Source organism: Proteus vulgaris (assembly GCF_033708015.1).
Lineage (GTDB): Bacteria > Pseudomonadota > Gammaproteobacteria > Enterobacterales > Enterobacteriaceae > Proteus.
The window spans coordinates 4,020,439-4,043,640 of record NZ_CP137920.1 but is presented as its reverse complement, the minus strand read 5'-3'; the positions used below and the strand labels follow the sequence as shown (position 1 = coordinate 4,043,640).

The 23,202-nt window shown below is 35.5% G+C and carries 23 protein-coding genes; 15 read left to right on the top strand and 8 right to left on the bottom strand.

Annotated elements, in window-relative coordinates; genetic code table 11:
* Window positions 1-16: 16 nt before the first annotated feature.
* From SB028_RS18940 to SB028_RS18915, 6 genes are all read right to left on the bottom strand, one after another.
* Window positions 17-2,587 carry a fimbria/pilus outer membrane usher protein gene (locus SB028_RS18940; RefSeq protein WP_069369446.1) on the bottom strand — a complete coding sequence of 857 codons (2,571 nt, stop codon included), beginning with the start codon at window positions 2,585-2,587 and terminating at the stop codon, window positions 17-19.
* A gap of 34 nt (window positions 2,588-2,621) precedes the next feature.
* Window positions 2,622-3,338, bottom strand: a complete 717-nt coding sequence (locus SB028_RS18935; RefSeq protein WP_069369447.1) for a molecular chaperone — start codon at window positions 3,336-3,338, stop codon at window positions 2,622-2,624.
* A gap of 9 nt (window positions 3,339-3,347) precedes the next feature.
* Window positions 3,348-3,929: a hypothetical protein gene (locus SB028_RS18930; protein WP_069369448.1), complete on the bottom strand. Its 582-nt coding sequence runs from the start codon at window positions 3,927-3,929 to the stop codon at window positions 3,348-3,350.
* Complete coding sequence (locus tag SB028_RS18925) at window positions 3,913-4,629, bottom strand: molecular chaperone (protein WP_069369449.1); 717 nt, start codon at window positions 4,627-4,629, stop codon at window positions 3,913-3,915. Before SB028_RS18925 ends, SB028_RS18930 begins: the two co-directional genes overlap by 17 nt.
* A gap of 51 nt (window positions 4,630-4,680) precedes the next feature.
* Window positions 4,681-5,244 (bottom strand): fimbrial protein, encoded by a 564-nt coding sequence (locus SB028_RS18920; protein WP_069369450.1) that lies wholly within the window; start codon window positions 5,242-5,244, stop codon window positions 4,681-4,683.
* 266 nt (window positions 5,245-5,510) lie between these two features.
* A complete protein-coding gene (locus SB028_RS18915; RefSeq protein ID WP_069369451.1) occupies window positions 5,511-5,753 on the bottom strand; it encodes a helix-turn-helix domain-containing protein in 243 nt (80 codons plus the stop codon).
* A 1,845-nt stretch (window positions 5,754-7,598) separates the two neighbouring features.
* Between SB028_RS18915 and SB028_RS18910 the strand changes: the two genes are divergently transcribed.
* The 10 genes from SB028_RS18910 to SB028_RS18865 all read left to right on the top strand — a co-directional run bounded on the left by SB028_RS18910 (window position 7,599) and on the right by SB028_RS18865 (window position 17,406).
* Complete coding sequence (locus SB028_RS18910; protein ID WP_069369453.1) at window positions 7,599-8,330, top strand: DUF3944 domain-containing protein; 732 nt, start codon at window positions 7,599-7,601, stop codon at window positions 8,328-8,330.
* Between the two features lie 38 nt (window positions 8,331-8,368).
* Complete coding sequence (locus SB028_RS18905) at window positions 8,369-9,055, top strand: helix-turn-helix transcriptional regulator (protein ID WP_069369454.1); 687 nt, start codon at window positions 8,369-8,371, stop codon at window positions 9,053-9,055.
* 1,447 nt (window positions 9,056-10,502) lie between these two features.
* Window positions 10,503-10,778 carry a helix-turn-helix domain-containing protein gene (locus tag SB028_RS18900; protein ID WP_069369455.1) on the top strand — a complete coding sequence of 92 codons (276 nt, stop codon included), beginning with the start codon at window positions 10,503-10,505 and terminating at the stop codon, window positions 10,776-10,778.
* A 149-nt stretch (window positions 10,779-10,927) separates the two neighbouring features.
* Window positions 10,928-11,473 (top strand): type 1 fimbrial major subunit FimA, encoded by a 546-nt coding sequence (fimA, locus tag SB028_RS18895; RefSeq protein ID WP_069369456.1) that lies wholly within the window; start codon window positions 10,928-10,930, stop codon window positions 11,471-11,473.
* A gap of 17 nt (window positions 11,474-11,490) precedes the next feature.
* Complete coding sequence (locus SB028_RS18890) at window positions 11,491-12,024, top strand: fimbrial protein (RefSeq protein ID WP_069369457.1); 534 nt, start codon at window positions 11,491-11,493, stop codon at window positions 12,022-12,024.
* A gap of 20 nt (window positions 12,025-12,044) precedes the next feature.
* Window positions 12,045-12,743: a molecular chaperone gene (locus tag SB028_RS18885; protein ID WP_069369458.1), complete on the top strand. Its 699-nt coding sequence runs from the start codon at window positions 12,045-12,047 to the stop codon at window positions 12,741-12,743.
* 25 nt (window positions 12,744-12,768) lie between these two features.
* Window positions 12,769-15,306 carry a fimbria/pilus outer membrane usher protein gene (locus tag SB028_RS18880; protein WP_069369459.1) on the top strand — a complete coding sequence of 846 codons (2,538 nt, stop codon included), beginning with the start codon at window positions 12,769-12,771 and terminating at the stop codon, window positions 15,304-15,306.
* A gap of 14 nt (window positions 15,307-15,320) precedes the next feature.
* Entirely contained in the window at window positions 15,321-15,851 is a 531-nt protein-coding gene (locus SB028_RS18875; RefSeq protein ID WP_069369460.1) for a fimbrial protein, read from the top strand.
* 10 nt (window positions 15,852-15,861) lie between these two features.
* Entirely contained in the window at window positions 15,862-16,365 is a 504-nt protein-coding gene (locus SB028_RS18870; protein WP_069369461.1) for a fimbrial protein, read from the top strand.
* 21 nt (window positions 16,366-16,386) lie between these two features.
* Entirely contained in the window at window positions 16,387-17,406 is a 1,020-nt protein-coding gene (locus tag SB028_RS18865) for a fimbrial protein (RefSeq protein WP_069369462.1), read from the top strand.
* Between the two features lie 227 nt (window positions 17,407-17,633).
* Here SB028_RS18865 and yajD read toward each other — a convergent pair whose 3' ends face one another.
* Window positions 17,634-17,981 carry an HNH nuclease YajD gene (gene yajD / locus SB028_RS18860; protein ID WP_069369463.1) on the bottom strand — a complete coding sequence of 116 codons (348 nt, stop codon included), beginning with the start codon at window positions 17,979-17,981 and terminating at the stop codon, window positions 17,634-17,636.
* 185 nt (window positions 17,982-18,166) lie between these two features.
* Here yajD and SB028_RS18855 point away from each other — a divergent pair, with 185 nt between their 5' ends.
* Both SB028_RS18855 and SB028_RS18850 read left to right on the top strand, forming a co-directional pair.
* Window positions 18,167-18,700 (top strand): DUF2058 domain-containing protein, encoded by a 534-nt coding sequence (locus tag SB028_RS18855; RefSeq protein WP_069369464.1) that lies wholly within the window; start codon window positions 18,167-18,169, stop codon window positions 18,698-18,700.
* A 93-nt stretch (window positions 18,701-18,793) separates the two neighbouring features.
* The gene (locus SB028_RS18850) at window positions 18,794-19,276 is read left to right on the top strand and encodes a cold-shock protein (protein ID WP_069369465.1); all 483 of its coding nucleotides are present in this window, start codon (window positions 18,794-18,796) and stop codon (window positions 19,274-19,276) included.
* A gap of 10 nt (window positions 19,277-19,286) precedes the next feature.
* Here SB028_RS18850 and SB028_RS18845 read toward each other — a convergent pair whose 3' ends face one another.
* Window positions 19,287-20,003 carry an RluA family pseudouridine synthase gene (locus tag SB028_RS18845; RefSeq protein WP_069369466.1) on the bottom strand — a complete coding sequence of 239 codons (717 nt, stop codon included), beginning with the start codon at window positions 20,001-20,003 and terminating at the stop codon, window positions 19,287-19,289.
* Window positions 20,004-20,127: 124 nt separating this feature from the next.
* On the opposite strand from SB028_RS18845, the gene SB028_RS18840 reads away from it, so the two are divergent.
* The 3 genes from SB028_RS18840 to SB028_RS18830 all read left to right on the top strand — a co-directional run bounded on the left by SB028_RS18840 (window position 20,128) and on the right by SB028_RS18830 (window position 23,198).
* The gene (locus SB028_RS18840; RefSeq protein ID WP_036914285.1) at window positions 20,128-20,373 is read left to right on the top strand and encodes a DUF2543 family protein; all 246 of its coding nucleotides are present in this window, start codon (window positions 20,128-20,130) and stop codon (window positions 20,371-20,373) included.
* A gap of 194 nt (window positions 20,374-20,567) precedes the next feature.
* Entirely contained in the window at window positions 20,568-21,308 is a 741-nt protein-coding gene (locus SB028_RS18835; RefSeq protein WP_069369467.1) for a MurR/RpiR family transcriptional regulator, read from the top strand.
* Window positions 21,309-21,641: 333 nt separating this feature from the next.
* Complete coding sequence (locus SB028_RS18830) at window positions 21,642-23,198, top strand: PTS transporter subunit EIIC (RefSeq protein WP_069369468.1); 1,557 nt, start codon at window positions 21,642-21,644, stop codon at window positions 23,196-23,198.
* Window positions 23,199-23,202 lie beyond the last annotated feature (4 nt).

Here is a 23,202-nt window from a genome sequence, read left to right as displayed (position 1 = left end):
CACTTCCCCTTATGGCTTATTGACAATCCGCGGTATATTCAATGACCGGGGTAATTTTATCCTGTGCCGCGCGCTCAATCGGTAAGGTATAATTCACTTGGCAGCTTTGCTGGGCGCCATTTCCCCACCGTACCGTTAACAGCCCTTGTGGTAACAGCCCCGCTAAATACACTTCCCCATTATCACCGACTACTGACGTATTTTCTTCATCCCCTACCACCGATACTAGCGCGCCAAAAGGAAGAGGTTTGTGCTGGCGCATCAGCGTCATAATCACTTGATACCCCACTTTGGTATTAAATTTCGTGTACACAACCGCATCTTTAGTAGGGTAGAGTTGATGAATTGAATTATCCACTTCCACGTTGTTCGGTAAGGAATAGATATCCAAAGAGACGGGGTTTTTATTGTAGCTATTACCAATCGGCACTAAAGCAAAACCCCTGTCATTGATGGTGCCCATTCCTGAGTTGACTTTGGTCCCCGCCGCTTGTTCTGCTTCCACTAAGGCCAATGGCGATGATCCCACATAACGGGCTAACGTTATTCCATAAGGATGGGCAATGATCCCACCGTTAAGGCTGCCCGATAAAGTGTTGTAATCATTACTGTAACTGTAGGCTAACGTACTGTTGGATACCTCACCCACATAGTTAATATTTAAATTGCTACTATTGTTAGCGTGTTTCTCTTTGCTGTAATCTTGGTCAACGGAAATGCCCAGCCTATCGTCCAATAGCGAGGTTCTGAGTCCCACATTTTGCGCCGTATTACCATGATTACCTGTATTAATCGCATAGGATAAAGAGGATTTCTCGGCCAAAGGCGCTGGACTGAAAATCTTGAAGGGGATCTGCATCCCTACCGATAACCGACGATCTTCTGGCCAGTTATTATGTTCGTCTTTTCGTTTTTCAATATTGTACGTAATAAAATAGTTGATCTCTTTTAACGTCGCATTATACGATAATGACACCCGTTTATTGACTTCATTGCTATTCCAGTAATCTTCTCGATTCCCCGATAATGTCAACGAGCCATAACGGCCTAATTGTTGGCTTAAGCTGATTTGGAAATTATTTTTACGCTTCGCTCTACCCCAGGCGTATAAGCCATTTTCATTGATAACGTTTGCATCGTTAAAACTGTAATACTCTTTGGTGGAATAACGATAAGCGGCTAAATCCACTGTGGTCCCCGTTGACAGCATACTTTTGGCATAGCGGACACGATAAGATTGCCCATTTTTCCACGAATCTGACCCTTGAATTTTCGCCCATGACATAGTGGCATCAAAGGAGAGCGCCCCCAGTTTCCCTAACGAGGTCCCGAACCCTACCACGGAAGATAAATAATCACTGCCCCCCATTCCCCCCCCATAGAGGGTGATATTATGGGGTAACCCGTAACTGAATGTGCCTAACGCAAACTTTGATTTCTCTGAGCCTGAGGCATTATATTGCCCTGCCGAGATTTCATATTTAAACGCCCCCTCTCTTTCCATAATGGGTAAACTGCTGCTGGCGATCAATTGCTTGCGTACAGAACCATCTGCTTCTTGGATAAAAACTTCTAACTCACCAGAAAGCTGGGTTTGTCTTAAATCATCAATTCGAAATGGCCCCGGCGAAACATAGGTTTGATAGACCGTATTGCCATTTTGCTTCACGAGCACCAACGCGTTGGAGTTCGCATATCCAGTGATAACGGGGGCAAATCCACGTTGGGATTGTGGGATCATATCTTCATTTGAGGACAGTGATACCCCTTTAAAAGGGAAGGATTCAAAAATACTCAACACCGGCATAATTTCACCGAGTTGCAAGGTCGATTTTAACGATTTGATATCACGGTATAATCGCACATTATTAAAATTATTTTGGGTATGGCTATTGGAGTCACCGTGACCATCATATTTTGCATAATTACCAAAATAGTTAAAGCGAAAACGCCAAGCTTGGAAATTTATTCCGCCAAAGACTTGGGCTAATACGTTTTTTATATCCGCGCCATCGGTGCGAGAGGTGGAGCCTATCAGTGAATAGTTAAATAATAACGCGGGGATCCCGTCATTCCACAATGCGGGATCAACTTCGCTTTCCGATTTATTTTTCATAATTAACTGAGGAAAGCTCAACTTTAAGGCTAAATCCGAGGTGATAAATGTAGCTCGATAATCGGGAATAAGCGCGGAGAGGTCCTCAATGGGGGCCTCTTTGGGTAAACGTTTAAGCATGGGGACATTCTCAACATCCACGCCTAGCGCTTGCAACTCTTTCGGAGTGAAGACCGGTACCAGTTTGTATTCTTTATTCAAGACAAACTTAACCATTTTTTCTGGCATCGCCTTCTCATTCACACTGATTGATACTAAATAATCCCCAGGTGAAATAGCCCCATCTTTTGAATAGAAAGAGAGATCTAATTGACTATCTTCATTCCCACTAATAAATGCTGGATCAAAATATTCTTCCGCCCACGTTGAGCCCGCATAAAGCGACAATAAAACCGCTAAGGTTAGCTGGCTTAAGGCGTGAAGGCGCCTATTATCAACCACGTTGGGGGTTTGTTTCTGTTTGTTTTTCACACAACACCTACATACATTTTAGTCAAGAGGAGGCTTATTTAATTGGAGGGTGTTGTAAGGTTGAACGACACCACTCTGAAGCAAAACCATAATCATTAATTGTTTGCCAATGAATTTGTGTATTGGGTGGGAGCGCTTTAGGATAAATAAAGGTCCCTTGTGCCAACGGTGAAAGCATTATTGTGTTCGGTAAAATATTTTGAGCGTCATTATTGAGTGTGACCGCCACGAGCGTAATAAAATACGGAGTCGTATTTTTTAAAATCATCGCCTTACCGTTATGACTTATGTCAATCAAACAATCATTGTCTTTTTTCTTGTCAGCCAACGCTGCAGGACGAATAAAGACTTTAATAATATTTCGTAAGCCGATCGCCACTGTATTTTTATTTTCTACGGCGTCTTTATCGAGGGCAGGAATAGCCAATACCGCTAAATACCCCAGCGATTCCACTGACTCGTCGGCGTTATTTTTTTTATACAATTTAATCGGTCGGGATTCATGCGCCGCTAATTTAAATAAAGGTGGCGTGATCATCACGGTATTATTTTTTTTTAGATTATCGGGCGATTCCAGTAAATCGGATTTAATTAAATAAGGACGCGAGCTATTATTGGTCATTTGGATCGTTTTACTGTCTTTATCTAAAATGACACGCGTTGTACTTAATACAATGCCGTCATCCGCAAACGATAAAGAATGAAACGTGGCAATGACTAACATACTTAGAAATAAAGAAATTGATTTCATCATTTTTCATTAATCATAGAGAAGGTCAAAACTCACCACGGCTTTCAAGGTTCCCGTTTCCGTTTTCGCTTTATCACACGTTTCATTATCACCACAGGCGATCATCGCATAAAATGGGGTATCCAAATTAAGTGTCGAGACTTTATAGGTTTGGTGATAATCAATAATATCATTATTATTCAGTGAGCTATCCGAATAAGTCGGTGGTGTATCGCTGTGATATAATAAGAACCCCATATTTTTGACGGGTGAATCTTGTGTTTTAAATAACCATTTTCCATCGAGCGTACTAAACCCTGATCCCGAGACTTTTAATTTAGGGGTAATGTTGTCTTCACCATCCACCGCATTACACCGTGAAATATTCAAAATAAAATCACGGGTACGCAACAAGGTTTGCGGTTTAATCTCATTAGTCATCACCGTATCAAATTTAATTTGACTCTGAGAAACCGATAATTCACAAGCCACTTTCACTACATTGGCTTCAAAATTCAGGGGTGCACTGACTGATGCGAGGACACCGGAAGACGTACACAACGTCAGTAAAAAAAGTGTACTCTGCAACACACGCTTATTTTGAATACTCATACATGCCACCCGAATCATTAATTAAGGTCCATTGAATTTTATGTGGGGCAGCAGAAGAGGTCTTTTTCCCAGTGAACGGATATTCAAACGCCTCATAAGGCGGTAGCATTCCTTTACCCACTAAAGGTACTTGTTGACCATCTATTTTGATGTTGACCAACGTAATATAATAAGGAGAAGCATTAGAGACTTTTAATGTCTTGTCTAAAACGTTGAACTGTAAATTAGCTTGAGCCGTTTCAACGCTCATGGGTAAATTTTTAGGACGATAAAAGAGTTTTATCACCGACGAGATCCCAATATTGATGCCCCCAGCGATATTATTTTTTTGTTCGTCTTGATGCTCCATTAACGGGATTGCTTTACTGTTAATATAAAAAATCGATTCGCGATCGTGAGGCAATGACGTCCCCGGTTTGAGCATGATTTTCACACTCGTTGAGGATTGAGGGGCAATTTTGACAATGGATGGTAAAACATAAAATATTTTTTCTTCAGGCCCTGACGGAGTTTTTAATGTCACAGTTTGAGTTAAAACAGACTCCTCTTTCGTGTTATTAATCAGCGTTAAAGGTACGCCCTTTTCCCCTTCAGGGTACACCACTCTTAATGCCCCTAATTGGTAAGAGATCCCCGCAAAAGTATAAGTGGGGCATAATACCATCATGGCACTAAAGCATAACGTCAAAATCGATTTCACAACCTATCCCCCTGATAGAATAAAAGGGAGGTTTCCCCCCCTCATGGTTATTTACTCATAAACAAATGAGAATAAAACAGGTGCTTTAAATGTCCCTGTGGTCACGTCTTGATCAGTGGCAGTCGAGCCATAAGCAGCAGTTAATTTTATTGATACATTGTCCAGAGAAGCGAATTCACCACCTTCTTCTGGTGCTGTGATATCGGCCATTTGGACGGCTTTACCATTTTCAATCGGCTGTTTTTTGTCATCTAAAATCATCACACCCGCATTGCTGGTTGGGTTTTTGCTTTTTTGTAAGAAAATGTTAGTGGTACCAGGTACGGTATCACCGCTAATTTCAACCTGTGCTTTACCCGCTGTTTTCAGTGCATCACAACCACTTAAGGTTAATTGGAAATCGGTTTGACCCGCAGCAACGGGTGTTGATGCAGTAGTGAAATCGGAAGTACGTACACTACCTAAAACCACTTGGTTTTGGCCGTTAACGTTGATATCGCAGCTGACCGCTTGGATATTCCCTAAAAATTCCACGTTGGCTTGGTTAGCCGCTTGTGCTGAGCCCATTCCCATTAATAAGAAAGGAACGGACAGCGCGATTAATTTAGTACGCATAATTAAATACCTTTGAAAAAAATTAAAATGACGCTTATTTGGTTATATTCAGAAAATGACCTCTTTCGATATAACCCCTTTTAAAAAAAAGAGTCAGCCTATCATTGACTCTTTTTTTAAAGATGATTAAAAAATAGCTTGAATGTGTGGCTAATCGCCCTCGTAAAAAGAGATATATAAAGTGCGATTTAAATTCCATCTTGTTACAAATTACGTATTATTTAAAATAACAAATGGCATAAAAGAGAACGTGCGTGCTCTTAATTTTATATTTTATTTTTCATTATATAATCAAGAAAATCAAACCAGTCTTTATCTAAGATAATTAAAATGGCGTTCATGGTTTCGATATTAATGCTAGTCATCGCATTTTCATAACGTGATATTTGCTGCTGACTTACATTTAATAACTCACCCAATCTTTTACCTGACAAAGACTTATCATTACGCGCATTTCTAATATATATGCCAATATTTCTCCTTAATAATAAATCATTATTTTTTTTCATATGATAAGGCCGTATTTTTGTTTAAATCATAATAAATGAATTATCTTAAAGTATCTAATTTGACTAATCAAAATTAGATACTTTTATTATTTAATGTACTTTGATTTTCTTTGTTTTTTTATTATTTACTTATTTCCTGAGTAAAATCTAATACTAATATCAAGGTGTGTAAATACGTTATTATCGATCGATAAGTGCATTTTCAATAGGCTTTATCTATCAAAAATAATAATATTGATCGTTTTTTACTATTATTTTATTTTATTTCACTTCATTATCAATGGATTAATAAAAAAGCACTCAATGACAGGAATACGTAATATTTAAAATAACCAAGAGGATATTTTTAAATTATGTGGTGATGGTAAATATTAAGTAGTCGAATAAGGATGAGGTGCGTAATAGCCATATTTAAAAAAATAGTTAATTCGTAAAAAATTAAAATATAAACGCGTAAAAAACTTCTTTTTAATACTTTTTTGCATAGCAATACATTACAAGAGCATCATAAAAAGAAGCGTTATTTAATTTCGATTTTATACCCTCTCTTTCCCCTTTAATATCTGATAATCAAAATTGATATTTATTTTTGATAAATAATCTAATTTAGATTGCAATACAATTAAAATAAAAGCATCAGTAAATGATTTTTTAAGACGTATGATCTGGAGTAGTCCCCAGCTAATAATGATGATATTGATATATTGGGTATGTAACACATAGCCAATGCCAATAATTTGAAACATCTTAATATTCTTAATTTATTTCATACGAGCTTGATAAGGGATAATGATGAGTTAATATCATGGCCTTTAAAGATAACTGACTGATGTGTAAATAGCCTGTATTTATGCTGATCCTTGAACGATTTAATCTATTGCTACACAACAAATATTTTCGTTGCCTGTGTCAATGATGATATTGATACATTAGGTATGTAACACATAGCCAATGCCAATAATTTGAAACATCTTAATATTCTTAATTTATTTCATACGAGCTTGATAAGGGATAATGATGAGTTAATGTCATGGCCTTTAAAGATAACTGACAGATGTGTAAATGACCTGTATTTATGCTGATCCTTGAACGATTTAATCTATTGCTACACAGCAAATATTTTCGTTGCCTGTGCCAATCTGATTGACTCACTTTTTACTCATAAAACGATAGATTAAGCGCCGTGTCCATTGGTAAGACAAGAAAGTATTTTTATCGGTTAGTTATAAGAGTGAATGAGATAAAAAGATCAGAAAAAACGGTCGCCATATTAAGATAACTTATGTTTATGCAGTAACTTGGGATGAATTGGAGACGGTAAAGACTTCAGAGGGGACTTCACCTTTTGAGGGGAGTAATGAGTTTATTGTGTGCGAGCTTTTAGTAGAGAAAGGATGTTATAGCGTGGTAAAAACTCAGCTACCTAGGGAGACTGTATAGCTAGTGGCATCTGGGTTGTTAACGTTAAGAAGAAACAAGCCACCTTTATACCTAATATGACTCACTGTGATTTTGATATTGAAAAAATGCAGTGATTATTTATCCACAACAAGGGTATGCCAATATTTATCAAAGTAGCACGAATGCAACACCGAGTCTCAGTGAAGTCGAGTTACCTTAATTGAAAAAGAGTATGTGGGAAGAGGGCAAAAAGTAAGGTGATTAAATCAAGAAAATCTTAGATATACCTTAATCACTTGACGCAAAATAAAGGCTTTACATCGAAACGACACATCCTGTCGTTTCAATCTTTTTTATTTTTTGAAAATAATAATTTTGCCTGTCATACCCTGTCAGTGGGGTGTTTTATAGTAACGTCATCTTAATTAAATGAGGACACAAAAGATGGCGAACTATCGTATTGATGCAGACTTATCTTTTATTGGGCAATGCAGTAATGAAGACTTATCATTACTGTTATCGGTATTAACACACGATATTAAAGACGGTGAAAAACGTTGGTCTGAAACGTTAACCAATACCCCTGAATATCAACTCTTTTATCCTGACCATCAAAAGTATTGGCCTGCCATTTGTGCAGAATTACAAACTTATGGTGCTAACAGTTTAGTGAGTTTATTTCGTGGCAATAAAGGCGTGTTGTATCGTGAGATATTAACCGATGTTTGTGATAAGTTGGAGGTGAGTTACGCTAAAAATAGTGAAACAGAAACCATTGAATTAAATCTTTTATTAAAAGTTTTTGAGAAAAGCTTAGGCAAAATGACAGAGGAGGAGTTAAAAACACTGGCTCAAGAATTACAATTAAATCTCACCAATCCCACCCCTCAACTGGTGTTAATTGCCATGCAGGCAGCCATTAGAACATCGGGTTTTGCCGCCTTAGAACTTGCAACCTTATCGGCTATCAGTGTGATTAATGCCTTAGGTGGTGTTGCTACCGTTGGTACGCTCTTTGTTGCTCAACGCGCACTGTCGTTTGTCGCTGGTCCTATTGGTCTCGCTCTCAGTTCGGCTTGGTTACTGTCTGATATCGCCGGACCTGCCTATCGTGTCACGGTGCCGGCGTGCATTATCGTGGCTTATTTACGTCAAAAACACCTTTCTTGTGACTAAGCTGGCTTTTCATTTGTTGCTTTAACGGAATAACGTCTATGTCATCATCTCAACATCGGCATGACCGTTTGGCACAACGGTTGACCTTTATTATTACCCAGTTGTTTAAAGGAGAAACCTTATCCTTAAAAGGATTAGCACAAGAATTTAATGTGTCAGTACGCACTTTACAACGTGACTTTAATGAACGGCTTATTTATCTCGATTTGGACTATAAAGCAGGATGTTATTGGTTAGCGAAATCACAACGTTTTTTTAGAACCGATAAAGACATTCTACAATTTGCGTCGATGACGAGCATGGTGCCGTTTTTTCCTTCATTGGATAGAAAGCTTATTTCGGTGTTATTGGACTCTGAGGAAGCACCGCCTTATCTGATTTATCATGAGGCTCCTCAGCATTCGCCTTCGTTGTTTGGGGCATTTGCAGTATTAACTCAAGCCATTATTGATAAACGCTGTATTCAGTTCTTGTATTGCGATACCACGGTAAAAGGTATCGCACCGTACAAACTGATTTATTTTGACGGTCATTGGTATTTTTGTGGTGTGAAAGTGAGAAATAAAACCATACAGGTTTTTTATCTTAAAGAGATGAGTGATGTGTTTGTCACTCAACACACTTTTATTAAACAACAGGAGGTAGAGCAATTAATACAGCAACCGCAGTTTATAATGGCACTTCCTCATTTTCATTATATCAAAACACTTATGATGTCTTCTTAAGTCCGTGGTGCCATAAGAAATAATTTATGTCTTCGTTAAATAGAAGTATTGCAAGTGTATTAGGAACACTAACAACACAGATTTACTTTCATTAACATTTTAATCCTTATTAACGAGGTTAATCACACCTCGTTTTTTATGCCCTAAACAAGGAAATTGATGATGAGTCGAGAAGTGAACGTTATACCTATATTCCTACTATTATCTTACTGGATAGTGATACACCTCGGCATAATGAATATCATCGGTATCGCCCTGGGCATATCCGTGACGGCTGCAATCAAGGTGTTTTGTGCTTGGTGGTGGTTATGATCTTTATCAACCGAGCTCGATAGACGACGAAACTGACTCATAACACCATGAACCTGTTTAATGACTATATCGGTTAACTTATTGCATAGGGAGTAAAGGCGAGCGAGGTACTATCGCGGCGTCACTGTTGTGGTAATAAGTCTTGAGTATAACAAGTGAAGGTAATTTGGTAATAGTAGATATCACTGATAGCTTCACGCCAGTGAGCGAAGTGTATTGGGTAAATTTAAACGAGATATCTGTCAGTGATATTTCAAAAATAAGCTTGAGCAAGAATAGAGGGCACTAATTCGGTTTTTGTAAAAAATCATTCAGCGTATTTTATTTAGTAAGCTAGCGCAGATTAACGTTATCACTATTGTTGAGCTGATTATGTTCAGTAGGATTTCGATGTCCGCAAAATAATGAGAAAAGGAAGGAGGCTATACTATAATGAATGAAAAATTTGAAATCGCCAATTTAGCAGACTATACAGTAAGAAAAAGACTTTTTAGAACTTTAAAATAAAGAAGCTAAAAAACGTATTATTCAAAATCCTATCTATCAATACAACTTCTAATATTATTAGCTATTTTCAAGATTAGGTGATGTAATTCAGTGCGTCGTTTTAGAATTGTCACTTCTTATCCCATTTGTTTATATTTGATTGGGTTTAAACTTTATGCCATTTAACATTAAATAATAATTATTCCCTCTTTAAATATTACATAATTGGAAATGAAAAATTTATTTTTTATAAAAAACCGAACATCAATCAAATATCGATGTTCATAATTTGATTTAACTTGGGTTAATTTGTAACAATTTATTTCTGATAAATTTAAATTATTAAAAATTTGATGTCAACTTGTTATTAATATTGGTTGAAATAGTAAACATAAAAATTTCTAATAAACAAAAATATCATTTTGAATCATCATGTTAAATGCTTTCTATTTGATTTAAGTTATTATATTGATCTGTTTTAACGATCGTTAATTACTATTTGATAGGCGCCACCTATTAAAAATCAATTAATGAACGTTAATATCGTCTTTTAATACTTTTTTTTGTTGTATATATTTCACCTAAGCTAAATTTAAAGATAAATATTTTATAGGTTAATAACGAAGATAAAATAAGCTGGAGATTTTAAATGAATAATAAGAATGATGACATTATTGATTTAAATATAAAAACAGGTGCCTTTATAAAAAAACATCGGATTAGTAGAGGTTGGAATGGTGTTTTATTTGGTAGTTTCCTTTTTATTAGCCAGCAACAAGTTTCTCGATATGAAAATGGAAAAAATATTTTATCCATTACAATGTTAAATAAATGCTTAAAGATATTTGATTTAACATGGGATGATTATATTAGAGAAGTTATCTATAATGATAATCCAAAAAATAATATTGATGTAATTATCTAACGCTATTATTCATTGGCTTTTTCTCTAATTCCATTACAGAAAAGTATTGAGACTAATATATATAAAATTAATTTAAAATTAATTTTATATTGCTATGTTTTTGTCTGAAAAAGAAGTGTTTATATTTATAACTTACGAAAGGTGTTAAAATGAAATTATTAAAATTATCTAGTCTGGCTGCAGTATTAACAATGGCATTTGCTGGATATGCTAATGCTGCAACTGTGACAGTAAATGGTGGTACCGTTCACTTTGTTGGGGAGGTTGTTGCTGCTGGTTGTTCTGTCGATAGCCAATCAATGAATCAGACCGTTGAAATGGGTCAGGTAAGAACTTCTGCTTTTGCTGCTAAAGGTGATAAATCTGACGCTAAAGATTTTAATATTACTTTAAATAATTGCGATACGGCTATTGCAAAGAATGTTGCTTTCTCATTCTTAGGTCAAACATCTACCGCTAATGATATTCTTGCACTTTCTGGTAACACGGATGGTTCAGCAAAAAACATTGGTATCAATATTATTGACCAAGGTGGTATTAATCTTAAAGTTGATGGCAGTACTTTTGGTGCTAAAACTGTGCTGGTTAATGGACGAAATGTCATTCCTTTAACTGCACGTTATATCTCTACTGGTGATACTGTACAAGCTGGACAAGCAAATGCAGTAGCTACATTTAATGTTCAGTATGACTAACTGATAGTAAAGCAGATATGAGGATCCTCATTTTCATATTTGCATTAGCGTTACCACTTTTAGGAAATGCTAAAAGTGGTAATCTAGATGCAAAGATCAGTGGGTTTACTTTCTTTAATGGGAGTATTGTTAATTCAACCTGTCAATTAGATATTAACGGAGACTACCAAAAAAGAGATCTTGAACGAATTATTGATTCAAATATAGAACAAGAAAAAGACATTATAAATTTATTAAAATATTCATTTATCTTTAAGGGATGTAAAAGATACATCGCTGATGGAGTTACTGTTTCATTTAATAAAGTGTCTTCTAATCATCAGGATTTTTTAATAAAAAAATATGATGGAAATATAAAATATCATACTGGAATTGTTTTATTTGATCATAATAAGAATTTACTTGTTGTGAGTTCAGAGTTTGATCCTAACTATCAGTCAAATGATGATTCTCTTGAGTTTTATTTGATTGCAAAATATCGAATAATAAAAAAAGATAAAGTAAAACTTATTCCAGAAGTTGCAACAGAACTGCTTGTCAGTTATCAGTAAAATAAAAGTGGATCAATTAAATGATATTCAAAAATAGAATTATTGGAGTTATAACTCTAATTATAGGTATGATGAGTGTGTCATTATGGGCACAAGCTGGCGTATCTTTAGGTACAACAAGAGTTATTTTTCCTATGGATAAAGAGCAAGTTGTATTGCCTGTAAATACAAGTTTAGATGAAGATGCTTATTTAATTCAATCTTGGATAGAAAATAGCAACGGTCAAAAAAGTGAGCAATTTGTTATCACTCCACCTCTTTTTATGATGCAAGGAAAAAAAGAGAATAATTTATTAATTCTGGACAAAAAAAATACACAATTACCTACAGATAGAGAATCTTTATTTTGGGTTAATGTTAAATCAATTCCAGCTTCTGATAAAAAAGATGCAGATAAAAATATACTTCAATTCTCTATTACAAATAGAATTAAAATGTTTTATAGACCTGATGGATTATTAAAATCATTAGAAGAAGCACCTAGCAAACTGGTCTTTACTGTCTCTAATGATAAATTAATTATCAAGAATCCTTCTCCTGTTTTTGTGACCATTGTTCAGCTGAAATTAAATAATGATGATCTAGACAATATTATGGTTGAACCTTTTGGTGAGGCTAATATTCCTATTAAATCTACTTCAAAAGTAAGTAATGAAATCAGTTATGAAACCATTAATGACTATGGTTCTATGACACCAAGGATCACAAAGAAAATATAAATTTTCTATATAGACTGGATGCATTATGAGAGAAGATCACAAATTTAAAAAAAGTAGTAAGTATAGTATTACTTCTGCTTTTCTTGTTTATATTGTCAGTCTTAATTCATCGGCACAAGACTTATGGTTTAATCCGTTACTTATATCGGATAATGTTGAAAATGTTGCTGATCTATCAAATTTTGAGAAAGGTCAAGAAATCCCAGACGGCTTTTACAAAGTTGATGTCTATATCAATAATAATTTTTTATCAGCATTAACCTTAGATTTTAAGTTTAATAATGATAAAAGAAAGATGCAGCCGTATTTTAATGAGAATGAAATTGGCCTTATGCCAATTAAACATGAATATATTCCTAAAGAAATAAAAACAACGACAACGATAGATGAAATATTTCCTGATGCAAAAACAAATTTAGATATTGGTAAATTACGCTTAGATATATCAATACCACAGTTATATATTGATAATAAAGCAAAAGGATATATCCCTCCTAGTCAATGGAGTAGTGGTATTACGAGTGCTATCATTAATTATAATTATTCTGGTGGTAATTATGATTATAAAGGTAGCTCTTCAAATCGACATTATTTAAATTTAAGATCTGGTTTAAATATTGGTGCGTGGAGATTAAGAGACTATTCAACATGGAATTATAATAGTAGCAAACAGGGCTCTAAAACTGATTTCAATCATATTAATACAACCTTATCTCGTGATTTAGGGCAATGGCGCTCGCGGTTAATCATAGGGGATACTTATACATCATCAAACTTATATGATGGTGTCAGTTTTAGAGGGATTAAACTGACGTCAGAAGAGTCTATGTTACCTGATAGTCTGCGTAATTTTGCGCCTGTTGTCCGAGGTATTGCGAAAGGAACAGCGGTTGTTTCTATTAAACAGAGCGGATATGAAATTTATCAAGAAACGGTGCCTGCGGGTCCTTTTGAAATAAATGATTTAAATTCCGTGGGCTCAGGTGGTGATTTATATGTAACAATAAAAGAAGCAGATGGTAGTACTCAATCATTTACGGTTCCATGGTCTTCTTTACCCAATATGCAACGTGCAGGTGGTTTTCAGTATGCTATTAATTTTGGTGAAGTCAGGAATGGAGGCGCTGAAGTTGAAAAAAATAAATTCGTAATGGGTGAATTCTATTATGGATTAAAGAATGATTTAACTCTTTTTAGTGGTACACAATTATCCAAAAATTATAATAGCTTTACATTAGGTAGTGCAAAAAATTTAGGTACGTTAGGAGCGGTATCCCTTTCTGTTACACAAGCGCATTCAAAACTTGCCGATAACAGTTCTCATGACGGGCAACAGTTTGAAATATCTTATCAAAAGAATTTAGAAAAAACAGATACTGATATTCATTTTGCAGGCTATCGCTATTCAACGAGTGGTTATTATGATTTTAATGATACTAACTATAAATATATGAATTCGGATAAATATGACAATGATGATAACTATTATTATGACTTGAACTTTAAAATAAAAGGTAAAACAAGTATTAACATCTCTCAGCCAGTTGGATTTGGTTCAATATATTTAAGTGGTGAGAATAAAACATATTGGAACACGTCTAAAAAAGAGACATTATTACAAGTTGGTTATTCCACTAGTTACAATGGGATCTCTTTTAGTACTAACTACTCTAATAATAAGACGGTATGGAATGATAAGAATGATCAAATGCTATCATTTAATATGTCCGTTCCGATGAGTCTATTTTTATCACCAGATAGTACAGCTATTTATAAAAATAGTTATATTAGTAATTCATTTGTTTCTGACTTAAATGGTTCATTGAGCGATCAAATGACATTAAGTGGCAATTTACTTGAGAATGACGCATTAAGCTACAATATATCGCAAGGGTATAATAAGAATGAAAGAACATTATACCAAAGTAGTATTTCAGGTAGCTATTTTTCACCTAAAATGATCACTAATGTCGGCTACTCTTATAATAAAGATAGTTCACAGCTCTATTATAGTATGTCAGGCGGGGCCTTAATTCACTCTGACGGTATAACCTTTGGACAATCTCTAAATCAAACGGCAATTTTAGTTAAAGCGCCAGGTGCGAGTAATACGCCAATTGCGGGACATCGGGGTATTTCAACGGATAGTCGTGGTTATGCACTTATTCCTTATGCATCGAACTATCGTGTAAACAGAGTAGAGTTGGATATTACTAAGCTACCTAAAAATGTTGAAATTGAAAATGCTATCGTCAGCGTAGTACCAGATAATGATGCTGTAGTACTCGCAAGCTTTGATCCTCAGGTGGGGTATAAAGCCTTTATTAATATTACTTATAAAGGAAATCCAGTACCTTTTGGTGCTATTGCCACGATAGAAAATAAAAGTATTTCCTCTTTTGTTGGTGATGCTGGCCAAGCTTATATTGCAGGTCTAAATGATAAAGGAATGATTAATGTGAAATGGGGCAACCAAGCAGACCAAGCCTGTTCCTTCACATATGACTTATCAAATATTGAGAAAAACCAGTCTATTGTTAATTTCTCAGCTCAATGTCAATAAAGTGAAGGTGAATAATGAAACTGGAAAAACCACTTTATATTTTAGCGATAATTTTTCTTTTGCCTTTTATATCAAGTATTGCTAAAGCACAAACGCAAATAACTATTAAAGGGCAAGTTTGGTCTAATTCTTGTGAAGTTGAAATAGGAAGCCAAAACTTTACTGTTAATTTAGGTTCTAATGCAAATAAAAATTTCTTAGATTTAGATCGTAGAGGACCTAAAAAAAGTTTTAATATTGTATTAAGTCGGTGTGGAGAAACTGCGAGAGGGGCATATTTAAGTTTTAATGGTGAGCAAGATCCTTCTAATCGTGACTTATTAAAATTAGATAGTGTGCCAGCAGCAGCAACAGGAGTCGCCATTATGATAACTAATGCTAACGGTACGCAGATCCCTATTAATAAAAATAGAGCTGTAATGGTCGACTTGCAACCCAGTGTAAGTAATGTGATTAATTTAAATGCGGAATTAGTCTCTGTTCGTTTACCCGTTACAATGGGTAAATTTACAGCAACTGCAAATTTCGTTCTTGAATACTTATAAAGAAGGTTTTATGACTAAATATATTATTAGTATGCTACTTTTATTCAGCTTGCCTTCATTAACATATGCTAAAGAAATTAAAACTTCGGTTGTCACGATTTATGGAAAAGTATTAGCTAAGCCGTGTACTATTATTCCATCAAATAAAGTCGTCGATTTAGGTGATATTTTTACTTATAAACTAAACCCTTATTCAGATTGGGTGGATTTTGATATTACTATGACTAATTGCCCTAATGTAACAAATAATGTTTCGGCTGTATTTTCGGGTGACTATAATGTTGCAAACAGATATTTTATTAACAAAGGAACATCAACGAATGTCGGCGTACAAATTAGAAACAAGGATAATTCAGTGCTAATTCGTTCAGGTGATTCTATAAATAAAAAAATAGGTAATGTAAATAATAGTACAGTCATATTTAATCTGTCTGCTAGGGTTATTAAATTAAACGGTCCGACTTCATCTGGAACATTACAATCAATTATTAATGTTACATATACTTGGGCTTAGCCAATTATAGAGAGTTTTATTATGAAATATAAGTCATTAATTCTAACATTTGCTTTATTTTCTGTAAGTACTTACTCCTATGCAGATTGGAAAATTTATTGTGGTGACATTAGTCCTTCTATCTCCTATGAGGGAGCGCGAGAATATGGATTGCCTTCTGGAAGTATTTTACCATCCGATCAGGCACTTTATGTAGTCGGATTACCGCCAGTTATAAAACCAAGCGACGCAGCGAAAGGAATATCGGCTAATGTAGCCGTGAAATGTTCACTTGCTCAATCAAAAGAAATAAGGGAATTTAAGACTAATGATAATTGGCAAAATTACAATGTGTTTGGTGTATGGTCTCCTAGAGTTTCACAAGAATTACTAAATGACCAATATTTATTACCATATACAGGGGGGAAAGATAACTCTGATATTGGTGGTGTATATAGTGGCTCAATTAGGCATCCAAATAATATTAAGCAATGGTATAAGATAGCAAATAATCAAATAACAGCTAACGTATTTAGATTTAAACCTACTGCCGGCATCATTCCAGCAGGGACTGAATTATTTAAAATGGAGCTAAGAGGAAGAGCCGATCTTCCTGGCGCTGATGAGGCTTTTAATGTTTTAGTGCCAGTAAGAACATCTAGTGAAGTACGAATATTAGAGCCAACCTGTGACTTTTCTACCCCTTCTGCATCTATTACTCTTGATAATTATAACGCGGGTGCAAATACATCAAAAAGAATACCAATAAATTTACAGTGTAATACAAATAATACAATAAATATTACCTTTATAGGCACAACAGTAGATAGTAATAGAACTGTTTTTAAAAATACAGAAACTAATAATCCTGCCAAAGGCATTGGTTTTAAGATAGTCGATATATATAATAAAACCATAAAAGCGGGTGAGCCAGTTGCTTATAATATTACTGCAGATGTTCTTACCTCTTTATTCAATGCAGAATATGCACCTGAGCCATCATCAACGGTAAAGGCTGGAAATGTAAAAAGTGTTGTAAATATTCAGATGGAGTATAATTAAAAATATATTAAGTTAATATAAAGGTGAATGATTTTATCAATTATAAGAATTAGATAAATTCTCACCTTTTTTATTTTATTAAAAACAACGATTATTGATTTTATTATTTATTCAATTCTTCTCTTTTTAGCTTATTTTGGCATAGAAGACGGATTTTGAGACGGATAATATACAGCTCAAAATTTTGTTAAATAGTCTGCTTTACGATAAAGCAGACATTGTGTTCTCTATTTTTTCTTATTAAGCATCGATTTTAAATCAGCAAAAGGGTTATAAGTGGCTGCACCTATATCATCTTGTGCATCTTCACCAGCGATAACCGTTGTGCCATATTGGTCTGCTTCTGTGTATTTTGAATGTTCATGATCATGGCAAAACAGACACAATAATTCCCAGTTACTACCATCTTCTGGGTTATTGGTGTGGTCGTGATCAATATGATGAACGGTGAGTTCACGTAAGTTCGAGTAGACAAATTCACGCGCACAACGTCCACACACCCATGGATAGATTTTCAGTGCTTTTTCACGGTAGCCACTTTCCAACCGTGCATAGTTTTTTGGGATCAGAGCCATTGTTAGTATTACCTGTTATAAGCGAAAGTTTGATAATAGTTTTTCCAATATACTCTGAATGCACGGATAGGTTCAAATCTCACAAGGTCTATTTCCTCTCTTAACTGACTCATCTTACAATCTAATGCACTCTTGGAAATTACAGGTATAATTTCAAAAGTGATTGAGCAAATTTAGGCATAACAATGGCAAAACTTACCTTACAAGAGCAAATGTTAAAAGCTGGGCTTGTGACCAGTAAAAAAATGGCAAAAGTCCAAAGAACAGCAAAAAAATCACGCGTTCAAGCGCGAGAAGCAAGAGAAGCCGTAGAAGAAAATAAAAAAGCGCAGCTTGAGCGAGATAAACGGCTTAGTGAGCAACAAAAACAAGCCACTTTATCTAAAGAATATAAAGCGCAAGTTAAGCAACTTATTGAAATGAATAAAATTACGCCATCAAAAGGCGATATTGACTTTAACTTCACTGACAATAATGTGATTAAAAATATTGTGGTGGATAAACTGACGCAATCTCAATTGATTAGTGGACGACTCGCCATTGCGCGTCTGGATAACGCAGATAAAACGGAATACGCAATTATTCCTGCCAGTGTCGCGGATAAAATTACCCAACGAGATGTGGACTGTATCTTGTTAAATAACGCACTTAGCGAAACAGAACAAGATGAAGACGATCCTTATGCTGATTTTAAAATTCCAGATGATTTGATGTGGTGATGAGCAAAGTGGTTTATAAGCATAGTCTGTATACGCATTGTGCTTTATACTGCGTCTGGACATTTTTGTAGATAAACGATTAAGTAGGCGATAATGGCAATGAACGGAATAATCACAAAGTGGTTTGAAGATAAAGGTTTTGGATTTATTAAAGATGAAAACGGTGATAACCGTTATTTTCATGTGATTAAAGTTGCCAACCCTGCTTTGATAAAGACAGATGCCAATGTCACGTTTGAACCAACCACAAATACGAAAGGCTTGTCTGCTTACGCAGTGAAAGTGATCCCAGACAGTAAATACGTTTATATTGCAGGTGAGCGAGTTAAACTAGCATCCATTAAGTCATTTCGAATTTATAGTGAAGAGATATCTGCAGATACGCATATCAATAAAGAAAATACGGTACTTTCTGTTGGTACCTTAATGAATAGCATCAGACCAAAATCAGCGGATGGCGCGAATAACATGCGCACGTTGAGAAAGCTTGCGATCACCACTATGCACGGAACAGAAATCATTTTTACTGAAGATGAGCTCGATATCGATGAAACAATAAAGGCACTTAAACTGTAAATATCGATAGCTAAAACGGGCTCTCACTGCACGCTTTTATGGGTGTTTGGCTAATGGGGTGGACAAAATGAAGTTCACTCGCATGAAGCATAAGTCGCGGAGTCCGTTCTGTTCCTTTCCTTTCTTCAATTAAACCTTCGTTGCCTCCGCCATATAAATCACAACCTAAAATAGGATGCCCTATAAACTGGCTGTGAATGCGAAGTTGGTGTGTCCTTCCTGTTTCAGGCATAAATTGTACCCGCGTTAGAGGCAATAATGTTCCATCTTCTAACGTCTGATAAAAACGCGCAATAACACGATAACGAGAGCGTGCAGGTTTGCCATTAGTGGGGCAAATCGACATGCGTGGAAACAGAGATGGATCTTTTGCAATCGGCGCATCGATAATTCCTTCATTCTCATCTAAATGCCCGCACAGTAGTGCGTTGTATACTTTGGTTACTCTGCGTAGACTAAATTGTTGACACAAAAGCGCGTTGATTGCTTTATTGCGCGCCACAACCATCACACCAGAAGTACCAAAATCAAGGCGATGAACAAGAGTACAGTCTGGAAATAGCTTCACTAATCGATAATGTACCGAGTCGATGTTTTGTGGATTTTTTCCTGATAAGCTCAATAGTCCAGTTGGTTTATTGATAAGTACTAAATGCTCATCTTGATAAAGGATCTCGATTTCATCATGGCAAGGTGGAGCAATAAAAGTATCAATAATCGTAGACATCAGCTTATCCGCAAAAAAGAAGGAAGTGGATGATAGCGAATTTTAGGCTAACAGGCGAATGTAGAGATATACTCTTACTCATTTGAATACGACGAGTATAAACGTTAATCCTTGGGGACAACTTATGAACAATGACATTCATTTTAAATATTATGATATGGTCGAAGAGTATGCGATGGAATCGATAGAGCCTGTTGCTGAAGCAGAAGAAGATGCACTTGCTCTCTACTTCCAGTTATTACTTACACGATTAATGAATAACGAAGAAATTAGCGAAAACGCACAGCAAGAGATGGCAAAAGAAGCGGGTATTGATAAAAAACGCATTGATGATATCGCCATGTTTCTTAATCGCTGGGGTAACGAATAATACGTATTGGGCTCATAAAAAATGAGCTCATTATTATCCTAATTCACAAAATAATACTCTGCTCCTATATAACTGTATGATTTAACGTATACTCGTTATGCACTTTATTTCATATAAACTCGCAGAAAGAACAGAACTGCTTTTTATGTTTGCTGTTTTCATCAGATGTTTTAGATTAATTTATTAGGTGAGATATGCTGGATTTTTTAAAAAATTATGACAATTTAACGATCAGCGAAAAGAAAGTATTAAAGTATCTCACCGATAATATTGCGGATATTCCGTATTTAAATATTAATGATCTAGTCGCCAAAACCTTTGTATCAAAAACGGTTATCATTAATTTATCGCAAAAATTGGGATTTAGTGGATTTAAAGAGCTTAAATTTCAAATTAATAATTATATTTTAACAAAAAATAAAGTCGAAAAGACTAATGCCGCGTCCTATAAAAAACAATTAGAAAAAAATATTAATAAAACATTTACCTTAATTAATGAAGAGCAAATTCAGGAGTGTGCAAAAACTTTACGTCATTCTAGGAATATTTTTATTGTTGCAAGAGGCACGAGCAAAGCAGTAGGGTATTACCTTGAACATCTATTATTTGCATTAGGTCTACATTGCTTTTTTATTAATGATTATAATTTATCTGATTCGTTTACACGTCTTGTTAATGAAGACGACACGGTGATCTTTATCTCCCTTTCAGGTGGTACTAAGAAAATCATCGAGACAGCAAAGATCGTGCAGTTAAAAGATGCCAACATCATTAGCATGACAGCATTTAATACCAACGAATTAACCACTTATGCAACTCATGCTCTATTTTGTTTTGCTGATAATCATGATACAAAGAAAGATGATACCAAATCTCGCATTGGCTTTTTTATGCTGGTGGATTTACTGATTAATGAGTTGGAAAATTTACTTTAAAAAGAGACAGCGGTATCTATATGGTTTATTCGAATCTCTTTGAAATTATTAAAGCGTGAATAGTATTAATCTATTCTGTTAGATTAATCATGCTTTGTTCTAAAATAGTCTTTCTTTTCAATCAGACTTCCAAACCCTAAAATAAATATTATTTAATAGAGTAAATTCATTTATTCTCGGTTATTTATTAAATTAGTCATTAATAAATGACCTAAGTCATAAATCATGACCTGAGATAATATTTAAAACCAGTACGTCATTCATTTCTTATAATCCCTAAGATAGAGTACCTCGGTAATTCTTTTATATTCGAGAAGTCATAAGGAAAAAAATATGGCCAGGAAAAAGTTCAGCGAATCTATTCAGCGCTTTGGTAGAACCCTACTTCTACCTATCGGTGTGTTGGCACCTATTGGTATGATCTTAGGGATCAGTGGTGCTTTAGTTCAGTCTTATATGATTGCACGCTTTCCTTTTCTAGGAAATGAAACCGTCAATGCTTTATTAGTGAGTATCCGCTCGATTGCTGGTGTTGTGTTTGACAATATCCCACTCTTATTTGCAATGGGTGTGGCATATGGTATGAGCCACAAAGATAAGGGGATAGCGGTCTTTGCCTCTGTTGTCGGCTATTTAACCTTGATAAGTACTATCAATATCTGGCTGGTATTGACAGGAAAACTTGCTGATCCTGCGGTTATGACGCAGGTAGGGCAAATCAAGGTTCTGGGTATACAAACCATGAATATTAGTGCCGCGGGAGGGATTATCACGGGATTAATTGCTGCATGGGCAACGGATAAATTCTATAATCTTGAATTACCGACGGCATTTGCCTTCTTCTCAGGAAAAAAATCTGTCGCCATTATTATGGTCGGATTAATGATTGGTGTCGGTGCACTACTGCCTTTTATTTGGGAAGTATTAGTCATGGGCTTAACCAAGCTCTCGGCTGTCTTCTTAAGTCCTGTCGGGCCTTTCTTTACCGCGGGTGGTGAACGTCTCTTTATTCCATTTGGTTTACACCACGTCTGGAACGTACTGTTTAGATTTACCGAAGCGGGTGGTTCTTATGTGATTGATGGGCAAACCTATGTAGGTGTTGTGCCTGCAATGACGGAAGTGTTATTTAACCAAGGACCAAGCAGTGAATATTGGACAATGATGCCAAGCCTAACGCGTTTTATGGCTCAGCAACAGATGCTTGTTACGCTGTTCCTATTCCCAGCGATTGCGTTAGCAATTTACAGAACCTCTAAAAAAGAAAACCGTCCTGAAGTGAAATCGATGTTGGTGACGATGGTCTTAACCGCCATGTTAGGTAACGTCACAGAACCTCTTGAATTTACCTTCGTCTTTATCGCGCCGCTACTTTATTTAATTTACGCGATTATCGTGGGTATTGGCGCAGTTTTACTCTCGTTTGCGGGTGTTGCAATTGGTTATATCCGAGGCACAGTCTTCGACTTCACGATTTTTGGTTTACTGTACGAACATACTAACTGGATCTTCTTAGTATTGATTGGTAGCGCACTGGCTGTTGTGACCTACTTTATTTTCTACTGGGCTATCGTCAAATTTGATATCAAAACGCCGGGTAGAGAAGAATCAAGCAATATGAAAAATACGCTAATCAAAGAAAAACGTTATGGCGAAATTGCCGAGATTTTAATTCAAGCATTAGGCGGTAAACAAAATATTCGTAATGTTGATAACTGTATTACACGATTACGTATTGATATTAGTGAAGTTAATCAAATAGATAAAGAATTAATGTTGGAGTCTGGATGTACAGCATTCTTCTTTCCGGCAGCAAACCATGTCCATGTCGTTTATGGCCCTAAAGTCGAATTTGTTCGCAATGCTGTTGATGAAGCAATGAAGAAATAAAAGG